General features: G+C 69.6%; 20 protein-coding genes and 2 pseudogenes. 14 read left to right on the top strand and 8 right to left on the bottom strand.

Going from position 1 to position 18961, the window contains the following annotated elements; genetic code table 11:
- Nucleotides 1-50 precede the first annotated feature (50 nt).
- Both AB0K15_RS30065 and AB0K15_RS30060 read left to right on the top strand, forming a co-directional pair.
- A pseudogene (locus AB0K15_RS30065) lies at nucleotides 51-170 on the top strand (dihydrofolate reductase); the annotation flags it as partial.
- 308 nt (nucleotides 171-478) lie between these two features.
- The gene (locus AB0K15_RS30060) at nucleotides 479-655 is read left to right on the top strand and encodes a hypothetical protein (protein ID WP_364057712.1); all 177 of its coding nucleotides are present in this window, start codon (nucleotides 479-481) and stop codon (nucleotides 653-655) included.
- 211 nt (nucleotides 656-866) lie between these two features.
- On the opposite strand, the gene AB0K15_RS30055 is transcribed toward AB0K15_RS30060, so the two are convergent.
- Nucleotides 867-1349 (bottom strand): MarR family transcriptional regulator, encoded by a 483-nt coding sequence (locus AB0K15_RS30055; protein WP_364057709.1) that lies wholly within the window; start codon nucleotides 1347-1349, stop codon nucleotides 867-869.
- Nucleotides 1350-1475: 126 nt separating this feature from the next.
- On the opposite strand from AB0K15_RS30055, the gene AB0K15_RS30050 reads away from it, so the two are divergent.
- Nucleotides 1476-1919: a nitroreductase family deazaflavin-dependent oxidoreductase gene (locus AB0K15_RS30050; protein ID WP_364057706.1), complete on the top strand. Its 444-nt coding sequence runs from the start codon at nucleotides 1476-1478 to the stop codon at nucleotides 1917-1919.
- 172 nt (nucleotides 1920-2091) lie between these two features.
- Here the strand turns inward: AB0K15_RS30050 and AB0K15_RS30045 are convergent, their stop codons facing one another.
- Nucleotides 2092-2499 carry a VOC family protein gene (locus tag AB0K15_RS30045; protein WP_364057703.1) on the bottom strand — a complete coding sequence of 136 codons (408 nt, stop codon included), beginning with the start codon at nucleotides 2497-2499 and terminating at the stop codon, nucleotides 2092-2094.
- Nucleotides 2500-2922: 423 nt separating this feature from the next.
- On the opposite strand from AB0K15_RS30045, the gene AB0K15_RS30040 reads away from it, so the two are divergent.
- On the top strand, nucleotides 2923-3489 hold the full coding sequence (locus AB0K15_RS30040) for a hypothetical protein (protein WP_364057700.1): 567 nt from the start codon (nucleotides 2923-2925) through the stop codon (nucleotides 3487-3489).
- Nucleotides 3490-3757: 268 nt separating this feature from the next.
- Nucleotides 3758-5749 carry an NAD-dependent DNA ligase LigA gene (ligA, locus tag AB0K15_RS30035; protein WP_364057697.1) on the top strand — a complete coding sequence of 664 codons (1992 nt, stop codon included), beginning with the start codon at nucleotides 3758-3760 and terminating at the stop codon, nucleotides 5747-5749.
- On the opposite strand, the gene AB0K15_RS30030 is transcribed toward ligA, so the two are convergent.
- Nucleotides 5746-6717 carry a hypothetical protein gene (locus AB0K15_RS30030; protein WP_364057694.1) on the bottom strand — a complete coding sequence of 324 codons (972 nt, stop codon included), beginning with the start codon at nucleotides 6715-6717 and terminating at the stop codon, nucleotides 5746-5748. The two genes, ligA and AB0K15_RS30030, sit on opposite strands and share 4 nt — an antisense overlap.
- A gap of 223 nt (nucleotides 6718-6940) precedes the next feature.
- Between AB0K15_RS30030 and AB0K15_RS30025 the strand changes: the two genes are divergently transcribed.
- A complete protein-coding gene (locus AB0K15_RS30025; protein WP_364057691.1) occupies nucleotides 6941-7885 on the top strand; it encodes a 5,10-methylenetetrahydrofolate reductase in 945 nt (314 codons plus the stop codon).
- A 35-nt stretch (nucleotides 7886-7920) separates the two neighbouring features.
- Here the strand turns inward: AB0K15_RS30025 and AB0K15_RS30020 are convergent, their stop codons facing one another.
- Complete coding sequence (locus tag AB0K15_RS30020; protein WP_364057688.1) at nucleotides 7921-9174, bottom strand: helix-turn-helix transcriptional regulator; 1254 nt, start codon at nucleotides 9172-9174, stop codon at nucleotides 7921-7923.
- A gap of 152 nt (nucleotides 9175-9326) precedes the next feature.
- Here AB0K15_RS30020 and AB0K15_RS30015 point away from each other — a divergent pair, with 152 nt between their 5' ends.
- From AB0K15_RS30015 to AB0K15_RS30005, 3 genes are all read left to right on the top strand, one after another.
- Nucleotides 9327-10412 carry an S-(hydroxymethyl)mycothiol dehydrogenase gene (locus AB0K15_RS30015; protein WP_364057685.1) on the top strand — a complete coding sequence of 362 codons (1086 nt, stop codon included), beginning with the start codon at nucleotides 9327-9329 and terminating at the stop codon, nucleotides 10410-10412.
- Nucleotides 10409-11041 carry an MBL fold metallo-hydrolase gene (locus AB0K15_RS30010; RefSeq protein ID WP_364057682.1) on the top strand — a complete coding sequence of 211 codons (633 nt, stop codon included), beginning with the start codon at nucleotides 10409-10411 and terminating at the stop codon, nucleotides 11039-11041. Before AB0K15_RS30015 ends, AB0K15_RS30010 begins: the two co-directional genes overlap by 4 nt.
- Before the next feature lie 112 nt (nucleotides 11042-11153).
- Nucleotides 11154-11783 (top strand): DUF5134 domain-containing protein, encoded by a 630-nt coding sequence (locus AB0K15_RS30005; RefSeq protein ID WP_364057679.1) that lies wholly within the window; start codon nucleotides 11154-11156, stop codon nucleotides 11781-11783.
- A gap of 12 nt (nucleotides 11784-11795) precedes the next feature.
- Here the strand turns inward: AB0K15_RS30005 and AB0K15_RS30000 are convergent, their stop codons facing one another.
- Entirely contained in the window at nucleotides 11796-13154 is a 1359-nt protein-coding gene (locus AB0K15_RS30000; RefSeq protein WP_364057676.1) for an MFS transporter, read from the bottom strand.
- A 612-nt stretch (nucleotides 13155-13766) separates the two neighbouring features.
- Between AB0K15_RS30000 and AB0K15_RS29995 the strand changes: the two genes are divergently transcribed.
- Complete coding sequence (locus tag AB0K15_RS29995) at nucleotides 13767-13946, top strand: hypothetical protein (protein ID WP_364057673.1); 180 nt, start codon at nucleotides 13767-13769, stop codon at nucleotides 13944-13946.
- 97 nt (nucleotides 13947-14043) lie between these two features.
- Here AB0K15_RS29995 and AB0K15_RS29990 read toward each other — a convergent pair whose 3' ends face one another.
- Entirely contained in the window at nucleotides 14044-14640 is a 597-nt protein-coding gene (locus tag AB0K15_RS29990) for a TetR/AcrR family transcriptional regulator (RefSeq protein ID WP_364057671.1), read from the bottom strand.
- Between the two features lie 108 nt (nucleotides 14641-14748).
- Between AB0K15_RS29990 and AB0K15_RS29985 the strand changes: the two genes are divergently transcribed.
- Nucleotides 14749-15630, top strand: coding sequence for an SDR family oxidoreductase (locus AB0K15_RS29985; RefSeq protein WP_364057668.1), 882 nt, complete (start codon nucleotides 14749-14751; stop codon nucleotides 15628-15630).
- Here the strand turns inward: AB0K15_RS29985 and AB0K15_RS29980 are convergent.
- Nucleotides 15618-16070, bottom strand: a complete 453-nt coding sequence (locus tag AB0K15_RS29980; RefSeq protein ID WP_364057665.1) for a hypothetical protein — start codon at nucleotides 16068-16070, stop codon at nucleotides 15618-15620. The genes AB0K15_RS29985 and AB0K15_RS29980 overlap by 13 nt on opposite strands.
- Nucleotides 16071-16653: 583 nt before the next feature.
- On the opposite strand from AB0K15_RS29980, the gene AB0K15_RS29975 reads away from it, so the two are divergent.
- From AB0K15_RS29975 to AB0K15_RS29965, 3 genes and pseudogenes are all read left to right on the top strand, one after another.
- A complete protein-coding gene (locus AB0K15_RS29975; protein ID WP_364057662.1) occupies nucleotides 16654-17025 on the top strand; it encodes a DUF5684 domain-containing protein in 372 nt (123 codons plus the stop codon).
- A 313-nt stretch (nucleotides 17026-17338) separates the two neighbouring features.
- Nucleotides 17339-17566 (top strand): hypothetical protein, encoded by a 228-nt coding sequence (locus AB0K15_RS29970; protein WP_364057659.1) that lies wholly within the window; start codon nucleotides 17339-17341, stop codon nucleotides 17564-17566.
- A 344-nt stretch (nucleotides 17567-17910) separates the two neighbouring features.
- A pseudogene (locus AB0K15_RS29965) lies at nucleotides 17911-18072 on the top strand (TetR/AcrR family transcriptional regulator); the annotation flags it as partial.
- A gap of 196 nt (nucleotides 18073-18268) precedes the next feature.
- Here AB0K15_RS29965 and AB0K15_RS29960 read toward each other — a convergent pair.
- Nucleotides 18269-18763 carry a hypothetical protein gene (locus tag AB0K15_RS29960; RefSeq protein WP_364057656.1) on the bottom strand — a complete coding sequence of 165 codons (495 nt, stop codon included), beginning with the start codon at nucleotides 18761-18763 and terminating at the stop codon, nucleotides 18269-18271.
- Nucleotides 18764-18961: the final 198 nt, after the last annotated feature.

The following is an 18961-nucleotide window of genomic DNA, read 5'->3' as shown; positions in this document are numbered from 1 at the left end:
GAGCTGGGCAGAATGGGCGGCCCCGGACCGAAGGAGACCGACACGGGCGCGACTGGTACTTCGACGGCGACACGCCGAGCCGGACGTTCGACGGCTTCAAGCTCAGCGAACCGGGCACCCGTTCCTTCGATGCGCTGTCCTCCTGGCTCGGCGCCGTCGTCGCCGGACGAGCTCCCGGCGCCGGGCGTGGACCCACCTGCAGTACGAGGTCCTTCGCCTGGCCCGGATCCGTCGCGCGGGTCAGTGTCTGCGGCGGAATACCTCCGCGCCGTATCCGGCGGTCAGGTGGCAGCGATCGGGCACGCGCCGGCGTTGGCGGGGTCGATGGCGTGGGAGATCCTCTGGGACCTGATCCTCGGATTCGTGCTGCCCGCCTGGTGCAGCCGGTGGTGCGCAAGTCCCCGATCGCGCGGCTGCTGGGCGACGACCGGCCGCGGACGCTGGCGGTGTCTTCACTGCTGGGCGCGGCTTCGTCGTCATGCTCCTACGCGGCCGTGGCGCCGGTCCGGACCCTGCCGGGCAGGACGGCGTTTCGTGGAACTGCACGACGTGGCTCGACCTCGTCGTCCTGCTGCTCGCGGGCCTGCTGGTCGTCCGGTTCGTCTGGACCGGCGGCCGCTCGGTGCTGCGGATGGTGGGCGGCGCCCCGGTGTGAGCCGGTGTGGCGCAGGACACGTGCCGTTTCGATCTTCCGGGCCACGGGTAGCTGATCTCTCGGGTGCCGGGGGGGCCCTGAAGACCACGCGCAAGGAGGGAGTGCCGGCGGAACGCGATTCCGCCGGCACTTTCGTTTGCGGGGTCGGCCCGGGACGACGACCGGCCGGCTGACGCCGAGGCCGGGATCCACCTCGGCCGTGGGCCGCGCCTCACCGCGCCAGTTCCTCCGCGGAATCCTCCCCGGCCGTGGACGTCCTGCGGAGAAAGTCGGCGATCACTTCGAGCTCCGCGTCGGTGTACCGGTCGCAGAGGTCGTCCATGCGCGTGTTCATGCCGGAGAAGACCTGGAACAGCTCGGCGTTGCGCTCGCGCACCCCGCGCAGCGTCACGGCGCGGCGATCGGCCGATTCGGGGTCGCGCTCGCGGACGATCCACCCGCCCTTCTGCAGGCGGTCCAGGATGCCGGTCAGTGTCGCGGGGTGCAGCCCGGAGCGGCGCGCCAGCTCGGTCGGCGACAACGGGCCGTGGCGGTTGATGAAGTCGAGGCAGGTCCAGTCGACGTCGCGCAGCTCCACGCGGCTGCCGAAGCGCCGGTTGAGCAGCGACAGCTGGATGTTCAGGTCGCGGACGGCGTCCTTGACCGATGTCGTCAGCTGCCTGCGCCGCCGCGCCGTGGCCCGGTCTGGGCTCATGCCGCCGCCCCCTCGTGGTTCGTATGGAATCCGTAGGGTATCGCGTCCGGGGCGGTGCGGGCGCTCCTATGATGTACGCGTTCGATATTATATCTTTCTCGTAGAACTTGAGATACGATCGGCGGCATGACCTCAGACAGCTACCGCCGGATGACCAACGCCATCAACAAGATCATTGTCGGACTGCAGCGCGGGGGAATCGCGTTCGGGCCGATGCAGCTGCTCACCGTGAAAGGCCGGCGCACCGGGCAGCCGCGCACGTTCCCCATCGCCGTCAACGAACTCGGCGGCGGCCGCTACATCTTCCAGGCCTTCCCGAAAGCGGCCTGGGTCGCCAACGCGCGCGCCGCGGACACCGTCACGCTCACCAGAGGCCGGAAAACCTCGACGGCGCGGCTGGTCGAGGTCCCGGTGGAGGACCGGCGACCGCTGCTGCGCCAACTGGTCGCGACGAGCCCCGCGAGCGTCGGCAAACGCTTCGTGACGACCGGGCTGGCCGGGGCCGCCTCACCGGACGCCGTCGCCGAGTCGGCCGACCGGATCGCGGTGTTCCGCGTCGAACCCGCCTGAACGTTCCTGCGCGCCGGGGGTTGAGCGAGCCGGTTGGTCTGTCCGAAAAGGATGGACCACCCGGCTCGCTCACGCGTCGACGACAGCCGCGGCGCGCTGGGCCGCTTCACATCCGGTGACCCCGGCTCCCGGTCCGCGCGGCCAGTGTCGCCGGCTCCGCTCGGGCGCGCGCCTACCGTGACACGGCAGCGAACTTCGCGACGGCCTCCTCGGTGACCGGTGTGAAAATGTTGACGAGATTCCCGTCGGGGTCGCGGAACAGCAAGGCGCGATTCCCCCACGGCATCGTCGTCGGCGGGGTCACCACTTCCTCCAGCCACTCGCTCAGCTCGGCGTATCGCGCGTCCACGTCGTCCACGATGAACTCGACGATCACCGACCGGTTCTTCCCGGCCTCCGCCGATCCGGCCGCGAACAGCCCGACCGTGCGCGTACTCCCGATCGCCAGCGTGCACGACGGGAATCCGACCTCGGCGAAGTCGGGCGTACTCCACCTCGCCGCGTGTCCGCTGACCCGCTCGTAGAACGCGACGAGCCGCCCGACGTCGCCGGTGATGATCCGTAGGGACGCGAAGTTCACTGGGTTTCCTTCCTGCTGCTTTCAGACCGGTCCGACGCTAGAACCGATCGCGGACAGCTCCGGTCCTCGTTCGCGAACGTCGTCCGCCGCGCCCAGGACCCGTGATCACGATCTTCGCGACCTACGGCGACCGGTGTGAAAACTCCGGCTTTGTGGCGCTCACCGGCGCTGAGCGCGCACCCGCCTCCTGCGCACGGATGCCTTCCGTGTCCTGCGGATCCGCCGCGATCCCGAGCATCCACGCGGCCGCGCTCGCGCACTTCGGCCGTCTCCTCGATCGACCTCGACCAGGGACCCGGCAACGTACCGTGATCCGACGGCGTCCACATCGCGCCCAGAGGGGGCCGACATGGCACTCACCACCGCGGGCACGACCACCCGCCTCAGGCCGACGACCGGCGTCCTCTTCCGGAGGTGCCGGCCATGACGCGCAACCCGTTTTTTGCTACGTGGGTGCTCTGGACGGTCGGGTTCCTCGCCTTCCCCCTCGGCGGCGTTGCGGGCGGCGCCGTCGTCGGCCGGGTCGACAGTCCGCTGGCCGCGCTGTTCGGCGGTGCGGTGACCGGGCTGGTCGTCGGCACCGGCCAGGCCCTCGTCAGCCGCCGGCGGCTCGACCCGCTGCGCTGGATCCCCGCCACCACCCTCGGCATGGGCGCGGGCCTGTTCGTCGGCGCGGCCGCCGTCGACTACGGGACTTCCCTGTCCGACCTCGCGGTCATGGGCGCCTTCACCGGCGTGATCCTGGGCGGCGCGCAGCTGGCCGCCCTGCCCCGCGGCGCGCGCCACCGCTGGGCCTGGGCCGTGGCGACGCCCGTGCTGTGGTGCCTGGGCTGGGTCATCACCACCTCGGCGGGCATCAAGGTGGACGAGCAGTTCACGATCTTCGGCTCGGCGGGCGCCGTGACGGTCTCGGCGCTGTCGGGGCTGCTCCTGCACTGGCTTCTGCCGTACCGGCGGGGTGTCTCCGTGAAACGGGTCAAGATCGGCTGAAGGTCCTTAATGGACTCAGGGCCGGGTACGGATCGCGCCCGAGCCGGGCGGCGACCACGATGCCGTCCGCTGGGCGAAAGCCTGGGTCTTGCACGGCGGGAAGCTCGACAGCGACCGCACGCTGCCGCCTGCCGGCCACACTGTGTGCACCGAACACGACCTGGCCGGGTACTGACGCGCACGGCCCCCTCCTCCGGCGAAAAATCACCCGGCCCGTGACCAGCCACGGCCTCACTTCTGTCGGTGTCCCCCGGTAGCGTCCTCAGCCGTGGATGCTCGGAAGCGGATTCAGGAACTCGCCGATCAGATCGTGGTGCTGCGCGACGCGTACTACCGGGGCTCGCCGGTGGTGGCGGACGCGGAGTACGACGTGGTCGAGGACGAGTTGCGGGGGTTGATCGAGGCCAACCCCGCATTGGCGCCCGACCCGAACCCGCTGGAGCAGGTGGGCGCACCGGCGGTGTTGCACGCGCCGATCCGGCATTCGCGGCCCATGTTGTCGTTGGAGAAGGCGACGAAGCCCGAGCAGGTGGCGGCGTTCTTCGACCGGTTCCCCGGGCAGCCCGTCGTGGTCATGCCCAAGCTGGACGGCCTGTCGCTGGCGCTCGTCTACGAGCAGGGGCGCCTGGCCCGAGCGGTCACGCGCGGCGACGGGACGACCGGAGACGACGTGACCGTCCTCGTCCGGGCCCTGACCGACGGCGTGCCCGACAAGGTCGACGCGCCCGGCCGGGTCGAGGTCCGCGGGGAGGCGGTGATGCTGCGGTCCACGTTCGCGGCCTACAACACCGCCCATCCCGACAAGCCGCTGATCAATCCGCGCAACGCCGCCGCCGGCACCCTGCGCGCGAAGGACCCGGCGACGGTCGCGGAGCGGCGCCTGCGGTTCTTCGCCTTCGACCTGGACACCGATCCCGACAGCGCGGACACCGACCTCGCCCGCGCGCTCCAGACGCTCGGCTTCACCGCCGCCGACATGCGCCGCTGCGCCGACGCCGAGGCCGCGCAGGCGGTGATCACCAAGATCGAGCAGCAGCGCAACGACCTCGACTACGACCTCGACGGCGCCGTCCTGCGCCTGGCCGACCGCGACGCGTATGCGGCCGCCGGCACGCGTTCGAGCTCACCGCGGGGCGCGCTGGCGTTCAAGTTCGCCGCCGAGGAGAAGACGACGGTGCTGTCCGATGTGGTCTGGGATGTCGGCAAGACGGGCAAGATCGCCCCGGTCGCGTGGCTCGAACCGGTGTTCGTGGGCGGCACGACGGTCACCCGCGCGACCCTGGCCAACCAAGAGGTCATCCGGGCCCGCGGCATCAAGATCGGTGACACTGTGCTGGTGCGCCGCGCCGGCGACGTGATCCCGTTCGTGGCCGGCGTGCTCGACGCGTCGAAACGCACGGGTGCGGAGCGGGAGATCGTTCCACCCACCCGGTGCCCGTCGTGCGAGCAGCCGCTGACCGAGCAGGGCAACAGCCGGGAACTGTTCTGCACCAACGTCGCCTGTCCCGCCCAGACCGTTCGGCGGCTGATCCACTGGGCCTCACGCGCGGCCGCGGACATCGACGCCATCGGCGGGGTGTGGATCGAACGGCTGGCCGAGATGGGCATCCTGGAGCACCCGTCCGACTTCTACCGGCTGACCAAGGAACAGCTCCTCGAATTCGACCGCATCGGCGAGGTCTCGGCCACGCGCATGATCGAGTCGATCGACGCCAGCCGCCGCGTCGGTCTGCGCCGCGCCCTGATCGGGCTGGCGATCCCGATGGCGTCGGAGGGCACTGCGGCCCGGCTGTGCCGCGCGGGCTTCGGCTCGCTGGAGGCGGTCGCCGAGGCGGGTGAAGACGGGCTCGTGGCGGTCGAGGACATCGGCCCGAAGGTCGCCGCGTCGCTGATCGAGCACCTCACGCGGCTGCGGCCCGAACTCGAACGGCTGCGCGAGCGCGGCGTCTCGCTCGACGTCCTTGAGGAAGACCTCCCGCCGGTCGTGGCCGCCGGCGCGCCACTCGCCGACAAGACCGTGGTGATCACCGGCGGGATCAGTGACCCGCGGTCGGGCGAGAAAGTCCCCCGCCCGACCTTCCAGCGGCTGTGCGAACAGGCCGGCGCCACCACCGCTTCGTCGGTTTCGGCCAGCACCGACCTGCTCATCACCGGTGCCGACGTCGGCGCGAGCAAGCTCACGAAGGCGGAGAAACTCGGTGTCGAGGTCGTCGATCAGGGTGTGATCTGGCGACAGCTGATCGAGGCCGGGGTCGTCTAGCCGGGGGTGCCGTGGCAGTTGTCCAGCGTGGGCATCGGCTTGCTCGGGTCGAACCGGCCGGGCTCGGGGGACACGGACGTGGCGAAGTAGTCGTGGTCACTGAACGCGGGTGTGAGCTTCTCGTCATTCGTGCACGCGACGCTGTCGAAGTACGAGCTGAACTTGTCCACCCACAGCCCGCGGCTCGACGCCTGCCAGTGCGATCCGCTGCGCACCGTGTAGTCGGCGTCGACGCGGACGAAGGGGTCCAGGTCGCCCGGGCCGGAGACCGGGTGGTCGCCGGGGTCGAACGCGTAGGCCACGACGTAGGAAGCGTGGATCAGCAGCTCACCGGCCTTGCCCGGCTTCACAGTCAGCGCCCCGGTCATGCGCGGGGAGACGGGCAGCAGGTGATAGCCGTCCGCCAGGTAGATCACGTAACCCTCGGGGTGGGCCTTGACGTCCGGCCTCGCGTCCGGCGCGACCAGCGCGGCGTACTTGGCCGGGTTGTGGCGATCGAGCGTGTCCGGGTCGAACTGCGCCACGGTGATCGCCTGCTTCACCTGGTCTTCGGCCTGCCCGACCTGCTTCGCCGAGAACGCGCCCACTTTGGCCGCCGCCGGCACGGTCAGCCCCGCGATCCCCTCGGGCCAGTTCTGCGCCGGGGTGTTGTCGAACGGCCGCGTCAGGTCGACGTGCCCTTGGTCCGGCAGGTCGGTCGGCGCGGCCTCCGTCGTCGCCACCGATTCCGACGCCGGCGCGCCGACGACCGCATCGGTGCTCTGCTCGGCCGTCGACTTCCCCCACACGTAGAGCCCGACTCCCGCTCCCGCCACGACGACCACCACCGCCGCCGAGGTCGTCAACCGCTTGCGCCACCTCGCCCGGCCGCGGCTGCGCCGCAGATCGACCCACGCCTCCTTCTCGGCGTGCCGCCGCCAGTCCGGGTCCATCAGGTCCGGATGGTTCTCGATGTCGTACTCGTCCACTGTGTACCACCCAACCTCGTTGTCCCCGCCGCAAAACATCGGCCGCCGACGCCGGTCGTTACGGCCCGAGGAGTACGAGACGGCAACGTTTCGGACACGCCTCACCGCGCGGCCTCGGCCACTGTGGACACTGCTGTTCCCGAGCGCGCGGCTCGCTGCCCGGCCGACGTGCCCACGAGGGCATTACCTGCTGTCCGACGGCCGAGCTGCTAGCTTCCGCGTCATGGTGGACCACAGCGACAGCACGCCTCTCCGGACGTTGGTGACCGACGCCGGCAGGGAGATCCTGCTGTTCGGCATCACGCCGCCCCGCCTGAGCACCGATCCCGCGCGGATCCGGGAGATCACCGCGGCGACGTTGGCGCGGCTCGACACCCTGGAGGTGGACGGCCTGGCGCTGTACGACATCGACGACGAGAGTGACCGCAACCCGGCGGAGCGGCCGTTCCCCTACCTGCCGACGCTTGATCCCGCCGTCTACCACGCGGAATACCTGGGCGAGTGGGACCGTCCGGCGGTCGTCTACCGCTGCGTCGGCAAGTACAGCGAGGCGCAGTTGCGGACCTGGCTGCAGACGGCCGACGCGGACCGGGTGCTCACCGTGTTCGTCGGCGCGTCTTCGAAGGACAAGCAGGTGCGGACCCGTCTGTCGCCGGCGCAGGCGCTGCGCCGGGACGTCCGTCCGGATCTGCCGCTCGGCGGTGTCGCCATCACCGAACGCCCCGACGAGCACCTGCGGCTGATCGCCAAGCAGCAGGCCGGCTGCGAGTACTTCATTTCGCAGGTGATCTACAGCTCCGACGCGGCGAAGAGCATGGTCTCGGACTACTTCTACGCCTGCCGCGAGCGGCACCTGGAACCGAAGCCCGTCCTGTTCACGCTCTCGGTGTGCGGCTCGGTCAAGACACTGGCCTTCCTCAAGTGGCTCGGTGTCCACGTCCCCCGCTGGCTGGAGAACTCCCTGCGCCACGCCGACGACACACTGGCCGAATCCTCCGCGCACTGCCTGGCGACCGCCCGCGACCTGATCGCGTTCTGCCGCAGGCTCGGTCTGCCTTTCGGCTTCCTGGTGGAAAGCGTGTCCATCCGCAAGTCCGAGATCGAGGCCTCGGTCGCCCTCGCGGGCGAGCTGAGCGGGCTGCTCGAACGGGGCCGGAAATCCGGCTGACGCGGACCGGGCTTGCCCGGCTCCGTCGCGCGCCGTCAGTCGGCAGTCGCGATTCCCGCAGCCAGCGCCAGCGCGGCAGCCTCCCCGCGCGAGCTCACGTCCAGCTTCTTCAGCACCCCCGCGACGTGGAACTTCACCGTGCTCTCCGTGATGCCGAGAGCCTCGGCGATGGACTTGTTCCGTTGCCCTCTCGACACGAGGCGCAGCACTTCCAGCTCGCGGCGGTTGAGGGCGGACAGCAGGGCGTCGTCGGGTTGGTCCGAGGCGGGCTCGAACGGGACGGCGATGGCGACCCGGCTGCCCCAGCCGGGGACGGCGTCGACCTCGACGGTCGCGCCGAGGGTTTTCGCGCGGCCGTCGAGCTGGCGCCGGAGGCCGGCGGCGTCGAGGTGGCCGGATTCGCGGTCGCGGATGTCGAGGTAAAGCGTGGTGGTGTCGGTCGACCAGGCGATCCGCAGGCGGGTCAGGTCGGGCTGGGTGGTGAAAGCCAGCACGGTCGTGCAGGTCATGGCGCGGGCCGCGTGGGCGATTTCGCCGGGCAGCGGGTGCGCGTCTTTCGGCGGGGCGACGAACTCCAGCTCCGCGTCGTGGTGGCGGAGCATCTGCCGGACTTCCCGGCGGAGCCTGGCGAACGCGCTGTGGGCCGGCTCTTCGGACAGGGCCAGGTCGGACGTCTGCGCCGAGCGCAGGGCCACCAGCGCGGCCGACGCGGCGTCGGTCGCGGCGAGGCGGGCGTGGTGGTCGTCCAGGCGGGTGGAGCGCAGCGCGGTCAGGACCGTGACGAGCGCGGTTTCGTGGGCCGCGGCCATTTCGGCGATCGTGCGCGCCCGTTCGGTCGAGGCCGCGCGGGACTCGGCCAGGTAGTCCGGGCTGGCTTGTGCGACCTGCTGGCGGATGGAGGTCGCGACGATCCCGAACAACGCGCCCAGCAGCGCCGGCTGCGGGCACCGCGCCCGTGGGGACCGCGGGACGAGGACGAGCAGGGTGCCGCCGGCGTCAAGCGCGGCCCAGACGGTGCGGTCGGTGCCGCCCAGCTCGGCATGCGTGGTCAGCTGGCTGTCGTGCGGCACGGTGGCTTTGAGCTGCTCTAGCTCGGCGATGGTGATCTTCTCCGTGACCGCCGTGGCACCGGCGACCTTGCGCGGACGCCCGGTGCACTCGAGAGTGAAGATCACGAGCGCCTGGTGCGGCCAGCGGTCGGCGAGGAACCGCGAGAACCGCGCGGCGATCTCGCGCAGCGGGCCCTCGACGACCTCCCGCAGCTCGGTCAGCTCGTCGGGGTCGGACACCGGGATCACGATAACGACCACCGGCCCTGGCCGGAAGACCAGGTTTCCCTCGACCAACGACCAGGTCGCAGCCGCGGTCACCCGTTTTAGGGTCGCGTGAGGCATGCGTTGCCACGCATGCCTCGGCCGGTGACCAACGGAGGTTTCAGGGAATGCCACAGCAGGTGCGCGGGGTGATCGCCCGGTCGAAGGGCGCGGCGGTCGAGCTGACCGACATCGTGGTCCCGGACCCCGGCCCCGGTGAAGTGGTCGTCGCGATCGCAGCGTGCGGTGTCTGCCACACCGACCTGACCTACCGCGAAGGTGGCATCAACGACGAGTTCCCGTTCCTGCTCGGCCACGAGGCCGCAGGCACGGTGGAAAGCGTCGGTGCCGGCGTGGAGTCCGTGGAGCCGGGGGACTTCGTCGTCCTCAACTGGCGCGCGGTCTGCGGGCAGTGCCGGGCGTGCAAACGCGGCCGCCCCCAGTACTGTTTCAACACGTTCAACGCGACGCAGCGCATGACGCTGACCGACGGCACCGAGCTGACCCCGGCGCTGGGCATCGGCGCGTTCGCGGACAAGACCCTCGTGCACGCCGGGCAGTGCACGAAGGTGGACCCGACCGTGGACCCGGCGGTCGCCGGCCTGCTCGGCTGCGGCGTGATGGCCGGGCTCGGCGCCGCGGTCAACACCGGCGGCGTCGGCCGCGGCGACTCCGTGGCGGTCATCGGCTGCGGGGGAGTGGGCGACGCCGCGATCGCCGGCGCCCGCCTCGCCGGGGCGACGACGATCATCGCCGTGGACCGCGACGACCGGAAGCTCGCCTGGGCGCGCGACCTCGGCGCGACGCACACGGTCAACGCCGCGGACACCGACGCGGTCGCCGCCGTCCAGGAGCTCACCGGCGGCTTCGGCGCCGACGTGGTGATCGACGCGGTCGGGCGCCCCGAGACGTGGCAGCAGGCGTTCTACGCGCGCGACCTGGCCGGCACCGTGGTGCTCGTCGGCGTCCCGACGCCGGACATGCGGCTGGAGATGCCGCTGCTGGACTTCTTCGCCCGCGGCGGCTCGCTGAAGTCCTCCTGGTACGGCGATTGCCTGCCGGAGCGCGACTTCCCGATGCTGATCGATCTGCACCGCCAGGGCCGGCTGCCCCTGGACAAGTTCGTCACCGAGCGGATCTCCCTCGACGACGTCGAAAAGGCCTTCCACACCATGCACGCGGGCGAGGTGCTGCGGTCGGTGGTGATCCTGTGAGCGGCGCCTTCCGCATCGACCGCGTCGTCACGTCGGGCGTGTTCGAGCTCGACGGTGGCACGTGGGACGTCGACAACAACGTCTGGCTCGTCGGTGACGACGACGAGGTCGTGGTCGTGGACGCCGCGCACGACGAGAAGGCGATCACCGAGGCGGTCGGCGGCCGCAACGTCGTCGGCATCGTGTGCACCCACGGCCACAACGACCACGTCACCGTCGCCCCGCAGCTGGGCGATCACCTCCACGCGCCGGTGCTGCTGCACCCGGCCGACCGGGAGCTGTGGGAGCTGACCCATCCCGGACAGCGGTTCTGGCGCGCCGAGGACGGCGAACGGATCGCGGTCGCGGGCACGGCACTGGAGTTCATCCACACGCCGGGGCATTCACCCGGCTCGATCTGCCTGTACCTGCCCGAGGCCGGCACCCTGTTCACCGGTGACACGCTGTTCGCCGGCGGACCGGGCGCGACCGGCCGCTCGTTCTCGGACTTCCCGACGATCATCTCGTCCATCCGGGAGCGCCTGCTGGTCCTGCCCGAGGGCACTCGAGTCCACACCGGACACGGCGACGGCACGTCGGTCGGCGAGGAATCACCGCACCTGGACGAGTGGATCGCCCGCGGTCACTGAGCGAGCCGGGCGTCGCGGGCGCAGGTTGACCCCCTTCGGGTTCGAACCCATCATGGGCAGAACCGTCGACCGGGCAGCGCGGAAACCGCTCGCCTGATCGTCCAGCCGACCTGTGGAGGCGCCGTGGCCAAGGCGAGAGCTTTTCGCCGTCTGCGCGGCTGAGCGCGTGCACGGGATCGCCGTCGGCCGCCTTCCCTGGCGGGGCGTCGTCGGACATTCCTTGCACGCGCTCATGGCTCTCGCGATGGCGTTGATGGCCTGGCCGCGCGGTGCCGGCCTTCCGTCGACGGGGCCTTTGGTGTTCTTCCTGCTGGCGGCGGTGTGGTTCGTGGTCGCCGCGGTGCGGACTGAGGAGCACCGCCGGTCGAACGCCTACCACGCTCTGATGATGCTCGCGATGGCCTGGATGTACGCGGTGATGACCGACGGTCTGTTACCGGCTCCGGTTGCTGCCGCCGGTGTGGGCGGCCATCACGGTTCTTCGATGCCCGCCGTGCACATGTCCGGCATGCACAGGCTCATGGTGGACACCGCGCCCGCCCTGACCAGCGCGCCACCGCTCGTCACGGGACTCGACTGGCTGCTCACCAGCGGTTCCGCCGTCGCCGGCGCCTGGTGGCTCTCGGAGCTCGTCGCGCGGCGCCGCACCAAGCCACCCGCATCGAGGCGCGCCCAGCTCACCATCGCCACCCAGGCGTTGATGGCCGCGGGCATGGCCATGATGTCCGCCGCGATGATGTAGCTCCGGTGCCGCCTACGACTCCTTTGTGGAGCTGGCGTTCCGTTCCGGCACCGCTGACGTCCGTGGCCGGGCGCCCAGCGCGATGGTGACGACGGCGCCGGCGACCATGCACGCCCCGACGACCCACAGGCCCGTGCGCTGGGTGCCGGTCAGGTCACGCAGCCAGCCGGTGATGTACGGCGCCGCGAAGCCGGAGATGTTGCCCAGGGAGTTGATCAGTGCGATCCCTCCGGCGGCGGCCGCGCCGGCGAGGAAGTTCGAGGGCAGCGCCCAGAACGTCGGCAGCGCGCAGCACACGCCGACGGCGCAGATCGTCACGGCAACCATCGCGGCGTAGGGGTTGCCGAGGTACAGCGCGATCGGGATGGCGGCGCCGCCGACCAGCATCGGCAGTGCCACGTGCCAGGTGCGCTCGCCGGTGCGGTCGCCGTGGCGCGCCCAGAACACCATCACCACCGCGCCGATCACGTACGGGATCGCGTTGACCAGCCCGGACTGGACCACGGTCAGCTTCGTGCCGAACTGGGCGCCGAACCCGGCGATGATCGTCGGCAGGAAGAAGCCGAGCGCGTACAACCCGTAGGCGACAGCGAAGTACACGAACGCCAGCGCGAGGATCCGCGGGTGGGTGAGTGCCTTCTTCAGCGGCCAGTGGTGCTCGGCAACGGTCGCCTTCCGTTCGTTTTCCAGCTCGGTCACGAGCCACTGCCGTTCGTCCGCGGCGAGCCACTTCGCGTCTTCCGGCTTGTCGGTGAGCCAGAACCAGGTCGCGAAGGCTAGCAGGATCGCCGGGACACCCTCGACCAGGAACATGAATCGCCAGCCTTCGAGGCCGAACACCCCGTGTCCGCCGACGATCAGCAGGCTGGAGAGCGTGGACCCGATGGCGGAGGAGACCGGCACGGCGACCATGAACAGCGCCACGGCCTTCGCGCGCTGCGCGGCGGGGAACCAGTACGTGAGGTACAGGATGATGCCCGGGAAGAAGCCCGCTTCGGCGACGCCGAGCAGGAATCGTAGGATGATCAGCGTCGTCGCGTTGGGCACGAAGGCCAGCACCGTGGCGAGGACACCCCAGGTGATCATGATCCGCGCCAGCCAGCGCCGGGCGCCGAACCGGTGCAACGCGAGGTTGCTCGGCACTTCGAGGATGAGATAGCCGAGGAAAAAGATGCCGGAGACGAAGCCGAACGCCGTGGCCGTCAGGCCGAGGGCCGTGTTCATCCCGTTGGGCCCGGCGAAGCCGATGTTCACGCGGTCCAGGTAGTTCACGAAGTACAGCAGGGCCAGGAACGGCATGATCCGCACCGCCACCTTGGCGAGCACACGATCACCGGGCACGCTGGTCACCCTCGACACGGGCAGTCCCATCCTCTCGTTTCCGATGGCGCTCCTCGGCAGCACGGAGAAGCCGCCACCCCCCCGGTCCTGCGAGCGCACGTCGGCGCGGGCCGTTGCCGCGGCACCCTCGGAACTTGGGCGAATTCCGGGCCAATTCGGGCGACCGTAGCACAACGAGCCCTGCCGGCGACTGTCGACAGCGAGGACCTGGTGCCGTGAGCTGAACGGTTTGGACAAGCGAAGAGAAGCCACTTTCGGCGAACTGCCCGACACCGGGTACCGGCTACTGGTTCAGGCGCAGTCGCGACAAAACCGGCCCGTTGAAGATGCTCGTGCGCGACCGCGAAATTCGAGATGCTGTGCCCTGGAACCGAGCCGACGTTGTCCATCGCTTCTGCCAACACAGGAGGACGGCGGGAGTTTCCTGAAGCCAGCGCTGGCGCATGGACCTGAATCCGTGACCGCAGCGGTTCGAGCGGGTGAAGCCCTCTTGGCTACACCCATCGGAAGGCTTGGCTGTGCCCACCGCCCCTGGCGCCGCTGCACCACCGGCACCGTGATCTCTCCCGCCGTGTCTCCGGCTTGCGCAGCCGTCGGCCACACGGCGATCGATCCATTGTGGAGTGTCGAGAAAGGATTCCGATGCGCCGTCTCACTGTGCTCTACCGCCCGCTGGCCCCGGAGCACTTCCGCGAATGCTGCGTCACCACCCACCTCCCTCTGGTCGCGAAACTCCCCGGCCTGCTCCGATTCGATGTCCACCAAGCCGTCATCGGCCTGAGCTGGTCGCTCATCTGCCTGGACAAACTCATGCTGAACTGACGCCTGAGAGCGTGGTTGAGATCTTGGTCGGCGGGGCGGATGGGTCTCGGGAACCCGAGTGCTCCCGTTCGGTCTCAGGCTGGGTCCAGGAGCAGGTTCATGTCTTCGTGGTCGTTGGGTTTCGGAGGAGTCCGGCGCGGTCGCGGATCGCTTCGAGGGCTGTCGCGGCGTGGGATGAGAACGGTTCTGCGGGCTCGCCGGTGTTGATCCATTCGCGGAGGCCGGCGCTGAATGCCAGGATCAGCATCTCGGCGGCGAGGCGCGCGGTGAGCTCATCGACGCCGCGGTCCGCGAGCGCGTCGGCGGCCGCGGTCGTGGTCCGTGCGATCTTCAGCAACCCCCGCTCCTGCACGTCCATGTTCGCGTCGGCGATCCGGCGCCGCGCGACGGCCCTGGGGCGCTGATCGGCTGTCATCCTCGCGTCCGCCGCGTGCAAGGCGGACAGGAGACAGGTGGGCACGTCTGCTTCCGCCGGTGCGGAGCGGATCGCGTCGGAGAACAGGGTGGCGAGCTCGTCCTCTCGGCCGAAGAGGATCTCGCGCTTGTCGGCGAAGTGCCGGAAGAAGGTCGCGCGATTCAGGCCCGCGCGCTCGGCGATCTGCGCCACCGTCGTGTTCTCGTATCCCTGAGCTGAGAACAGCTCGAGCGCCGCATCCTCCAGTCGCTCACGCGCATCCGGGGCCCATCTGCTCATGCTCACACGATAACCGATGCGACAGCATCGCATCACCCCATTGACGCGACTGCGTCGCATCACGTAGCTTCGATGCGACACAGTCGCATCACGTGCAGGGAGTATCACATGCGCATCTTCGTCACCGGCGCCTCCGGCTGGATCGGATCCTCAGTTGTCCCCGAGCTCATCCACGCCGGCCACCAGGTCATCGGCCTCGCCCGTTCCGACACCGCCGCCGCCGCGATCGAGCAGCTGGGCGCCGAAGCCCGCCGTGGCGGCCTCGAGGACCTCGACACCCTCCGAGACGCGGCGAAAGAGAGTGACGGCGTCATCCACCTCGCCTACGCCCACGAACTCGGGCAGATCGGCGGTGCCCCGGCCGATGCCGCCGCCATCGACACGTTCACCAGCGCGCTCGCCGGCACCGACAAACCGCTGCTCGTCACCGGCGCGACCATCACCGTGCCGGGGCGAGCCGCCACCGAGCGCGACGCACTGGTGCCAGAGGGACCCATCGCCGCGCGCATCAAGAACATGCAGGCCGCCCTCGCCGCCGCCGATCGCGGCGTCCGCGCAAGCCTCGTCATGATCCCGCGATCCGCACACGGCAAGGGCGAGCAACACGGCTTCATCCCCCAGCTCACCGCCCGGGCAAGGACAACCGGAGTCTCCGCGTACGTGGGCGACGGAATGAACCGCTGGCCCGCCGTGCACGTCAAGGACGCCGCGACCCTGTACCGGCTCGCGATCGAAAAAGCGCCCGCAGGATCGGTCCTGCACGCCGTCGGCGACGAGGGAGTCGCCTTCCGCGCCATCGCCGAAGCCATCGCGCGCGGCGTCGGCGTGCCCGCCCAGTCCCGCCCCGCAGAGGAGTTCGGCATGCCCCTCGGAGCCCTCCTGGGCACCGACATGCCCGCCTCCAGCACCATCACCCGGCAACTGCTCGGGTGGACACCGACACACCCCGGCCTCATCGCCGACCTCGAAGCGGGGCACTACTTCGCGTGACGACCCACACCCGGAGGAGCTGTCCGCCGGATACCCGTCCGCACCAGCGCCACGACCTGACGGCTCAGGGGCAGCCGTGTTCCTCGTGGGTGGTGGCGATGCTGGGCGTAGGCGGTCGGGAATCCTGACCCCGGCACGGTTTGCGCGGCGTCGTCGAGGCTCATCTTCTGACAGTTCGGCGTGGCCGTGAGGTGTTCGAAGAATTTCGTTTCCGTGTAGGTCGATGTAGCGACTTGTTGCGGGGTGCCCCACCCCACCGACGGTCGTTGCTGAAACAACCCGACCGAGTCGCGGTCGCCGTAGTACACGTTGCGCAGGCTGGATTCCTGCATAGCGGCGGCGATCGCGACCACCCAGCCCTGCTCGGGTACGCCCATCTGCTTGCCGACCGCGACGACGATGGCGGCGTTGCACCTATGTTCGGCGGTGAAGCCCGCCACTGTGCCGAGCGTGCACGACGCGCTCGCCGACTACTGCGCACGCTGGAGCGCTGGACCGGACACGCTGACCGAAGACGCCGGTGTGATCGGTGACTGCCCCACTCACGTCACCGATGTCTACCGCGGAATCGATCAGTCCGCCGCCGGCCGTCGGCTCCGCGATCGATCTTGGTCCCGGTGATCGGCTGCGATTGAGGAGAACGTGTTGCGTGGTCGGCCATGCGCCGCCGCCCGACGAGCAGTACTGCCGACCGGATTACCTACCCACGTTGCAAGACGCGGCACTAGCTCAACCTCCCCAGTGCGAGTAAGCCTCGGGCCATCACACGAAAAAGAGGGACAATGTACCTGCGCCGGGAGCAGCTCATCGAGCCGGGATCCCACTGGGTAGCGGCGGGCAAAGCTACCCGTAAGAACGCGCAGCCCCGGAACGGGCAGCACGGCAGTGCCGGACATTGATCGCTATCGTGCCACCGAACGCCTCGAATACCCCCGAAATCAACCTGCGCGCAGCACGTCGAATCGCGTCGGGAGTCGCAGTCGGCCACGAGGCACGATCCCCATCAGAAGAAAGCAGCAATCGATGAATTCCAGTTTCACCTCGGCTGTCGGCGTCGTCGGGGCACTGCTCGCGATCGTCAGTCTCTGGCGCATTTTCAGCAAGGCGGGCGCGGCCGGTTGGAAGGCCATCATCCCCTTCTACAACATCTACACGCTCCTCAAGATCGTCGGCAGGCCCGGCTGGTGGCTCGTGCTGTACATCATTCCGCTGGTCAATGTCGTCGTCCACGCCATCGTCTCGATCGACCTCGCCCGCAGCTTCGGCAAGGGTAAGGCGTTCGGCCTCATCGGACTGTGGCTGTTCAGCCTCATCGGCTTCCTGATCCTCGCGTTCGGCAGCGCCCAGTACACCCGCGCAAACCGGCAGGACACCGCCGCACCGGCGCTGGTCTGACGAAACCACCTGTTCCGCTGGGCTCGTCGAGTCCGAACCGGTTCCCGGTGCTGCGGCAGTGTGGATCGCCCAGCCGTAGCACCGGGACCGACCGGAGCACGGGCTCGTCAGCTGCACCGCACCTGGGGTGCCGGTCAACTCTCCACTGGATACCACCGACCGGGGTGCCCCGCGAACCGGCAGTCGTTGTCTGGCAATGCTTCGGTCACCCGGACCCGACAGAAGTGTGGTCTACCAACGAACCGCAAGCTTGATCAAGGAAACGGCAGCGCGACCGCGCCGGCGCCGCTGGTGATGTTCGGTGGTGCCGGCGGTGATCGCCGTTGTCCTCACCGCGGCCGGCCTGAGCGTGTACCTGGCGGACCGCGCACAGAGTCAGTCGCAGGAAACGATGGAAAACCAGAGCCAGGTCGACCGCGTGGATATTCTGTTCTTGGCGCAGAAACTCGACCCGGCGAGTAGGTGCCGCTGTCCAATTGGCGTGATCATGGACTACCCGTTCGACAGCTACACCATCGACTTCGCAAAGCCATTTTCGTGATTCGCGATTTGCCGCAATAGCGCTTGTCGGTACTGGTAACGTATGGAGTTACTCGCCCGACGGGGGCTTCGAATGGCGACAAACAGTCTCGTTCTTCTGTGCAGACGACGCGGTCTCCGCGCCGAACCTCTACAACCACGTCACGTCGAAGCAGGCTCTTCTCTACCGGATCATGGACGTGGCGATGGACCGTGCCTTGGTCGCCCTCGACGGCGTGACCGACCTGGCGGACCAGCTGCGGCGCGCCACCGAGGTGACGGTGCTGGTCTTTCTCGAGAACCCCGCCGAGGTCACGGTCTGCAACAGCGAGATCCGCAACCTGGAGACACCGCTGCGCGCAAGGCCGGTTCGATGTGCCCGAGCCGCGGGTCGCCTCGTTCGCGATCCTGGAGATGGGCAACAACGCGAAGGCGTGGTTCCACCCGGACGGCCACTACACCGCGGCCGAAGTGGCGGCGCTCTACGGCACCTTCGCGCTGCGGATCGTCGGGTACCGGCTCCCGTAGCGGCGTTCGGTGGGGGATGACGATGGGCCGGCCGGAGGACTTCCCGATCGCGGGGGTCTACACCGCGACGATGTGGTCAACGCAGTTGCCGAGCTCGGGAAGAACATGCCCGAAGACGGCAAGATCGCCGCGGCGCGCGAGTACCTGGACACCCGGCGCACGAACGACGTTCTCGTGAAACGTGAACTGACCGCCCTCACGAGCTGGGCTGCACCGGCGGCGTGTACGGGGGCGGGTTCTCGGCCGGGTTGGGCAGTGCCGTCGGGGTGGTCACCGGTTCGTCGGACGGGCCGGTGTTGCCCGTTTTCGTGCCGTTCTGCGGAATGATGCCCGGCCCGGTCACCTGGCCTTGGGGCCGCGGGTTCAGCGGCTGCTGGTAGACACGGTCGCGGATCCGGTCCGACGGCGCCTCGTCCCGGGTCGACGCGTGCGTTTTGACCGCGGGCGCGGTCGCGACGTGAACGCGGGGCGCGGCTGCCGACGAAACGCCCGGCGGAACAGACGAACTCGGCACTGCCGGGGGAAGCGCCGCCGGGTCGGGCGCGGCCGTGACCGGCTTCGGGGCGGCGACTGGGGACACGGGCGCGACCAGCGGTGCGGCTTGCCCACCGCTCAGTTCCATCACCACGGCGACCACCGCGCCACCCACGACAAAAGCGCAGGCCGCGAGGACCAGTTCTCTTCGACGCACGATCGGGAATCCAACCGCCCGCCGTGCTGCCGCGTCAACGCCTGTGCGCAACCGTGACCTCGAAACCGTCTCAGGTGATGGCGAGGATTTTCCGTGCCGCATAGATCTCCTGACGGCGCGCGGACATTCCGGTGGAGACCGCGATCCGCCGCGGCCGCGCCGTTTCGGCGACCGGGATCCGCACGGTCAGCACACCGG

The organism is Amycolatopsis sp. NPDC049253 (assembly GCF_040678995.1).
In the GTDB taxonomy this organism is placed as follows: domain Bacteria; phylum Actinomycetota; class Actinomycetes; order Mycobacteriales; family Pseudonocardiaceae; genus Amycolatopsis.
Note: the sequence above shows the minus strand (reverse complement) of the source record. Positions and strands in the feature narration are given on the sequence as shown.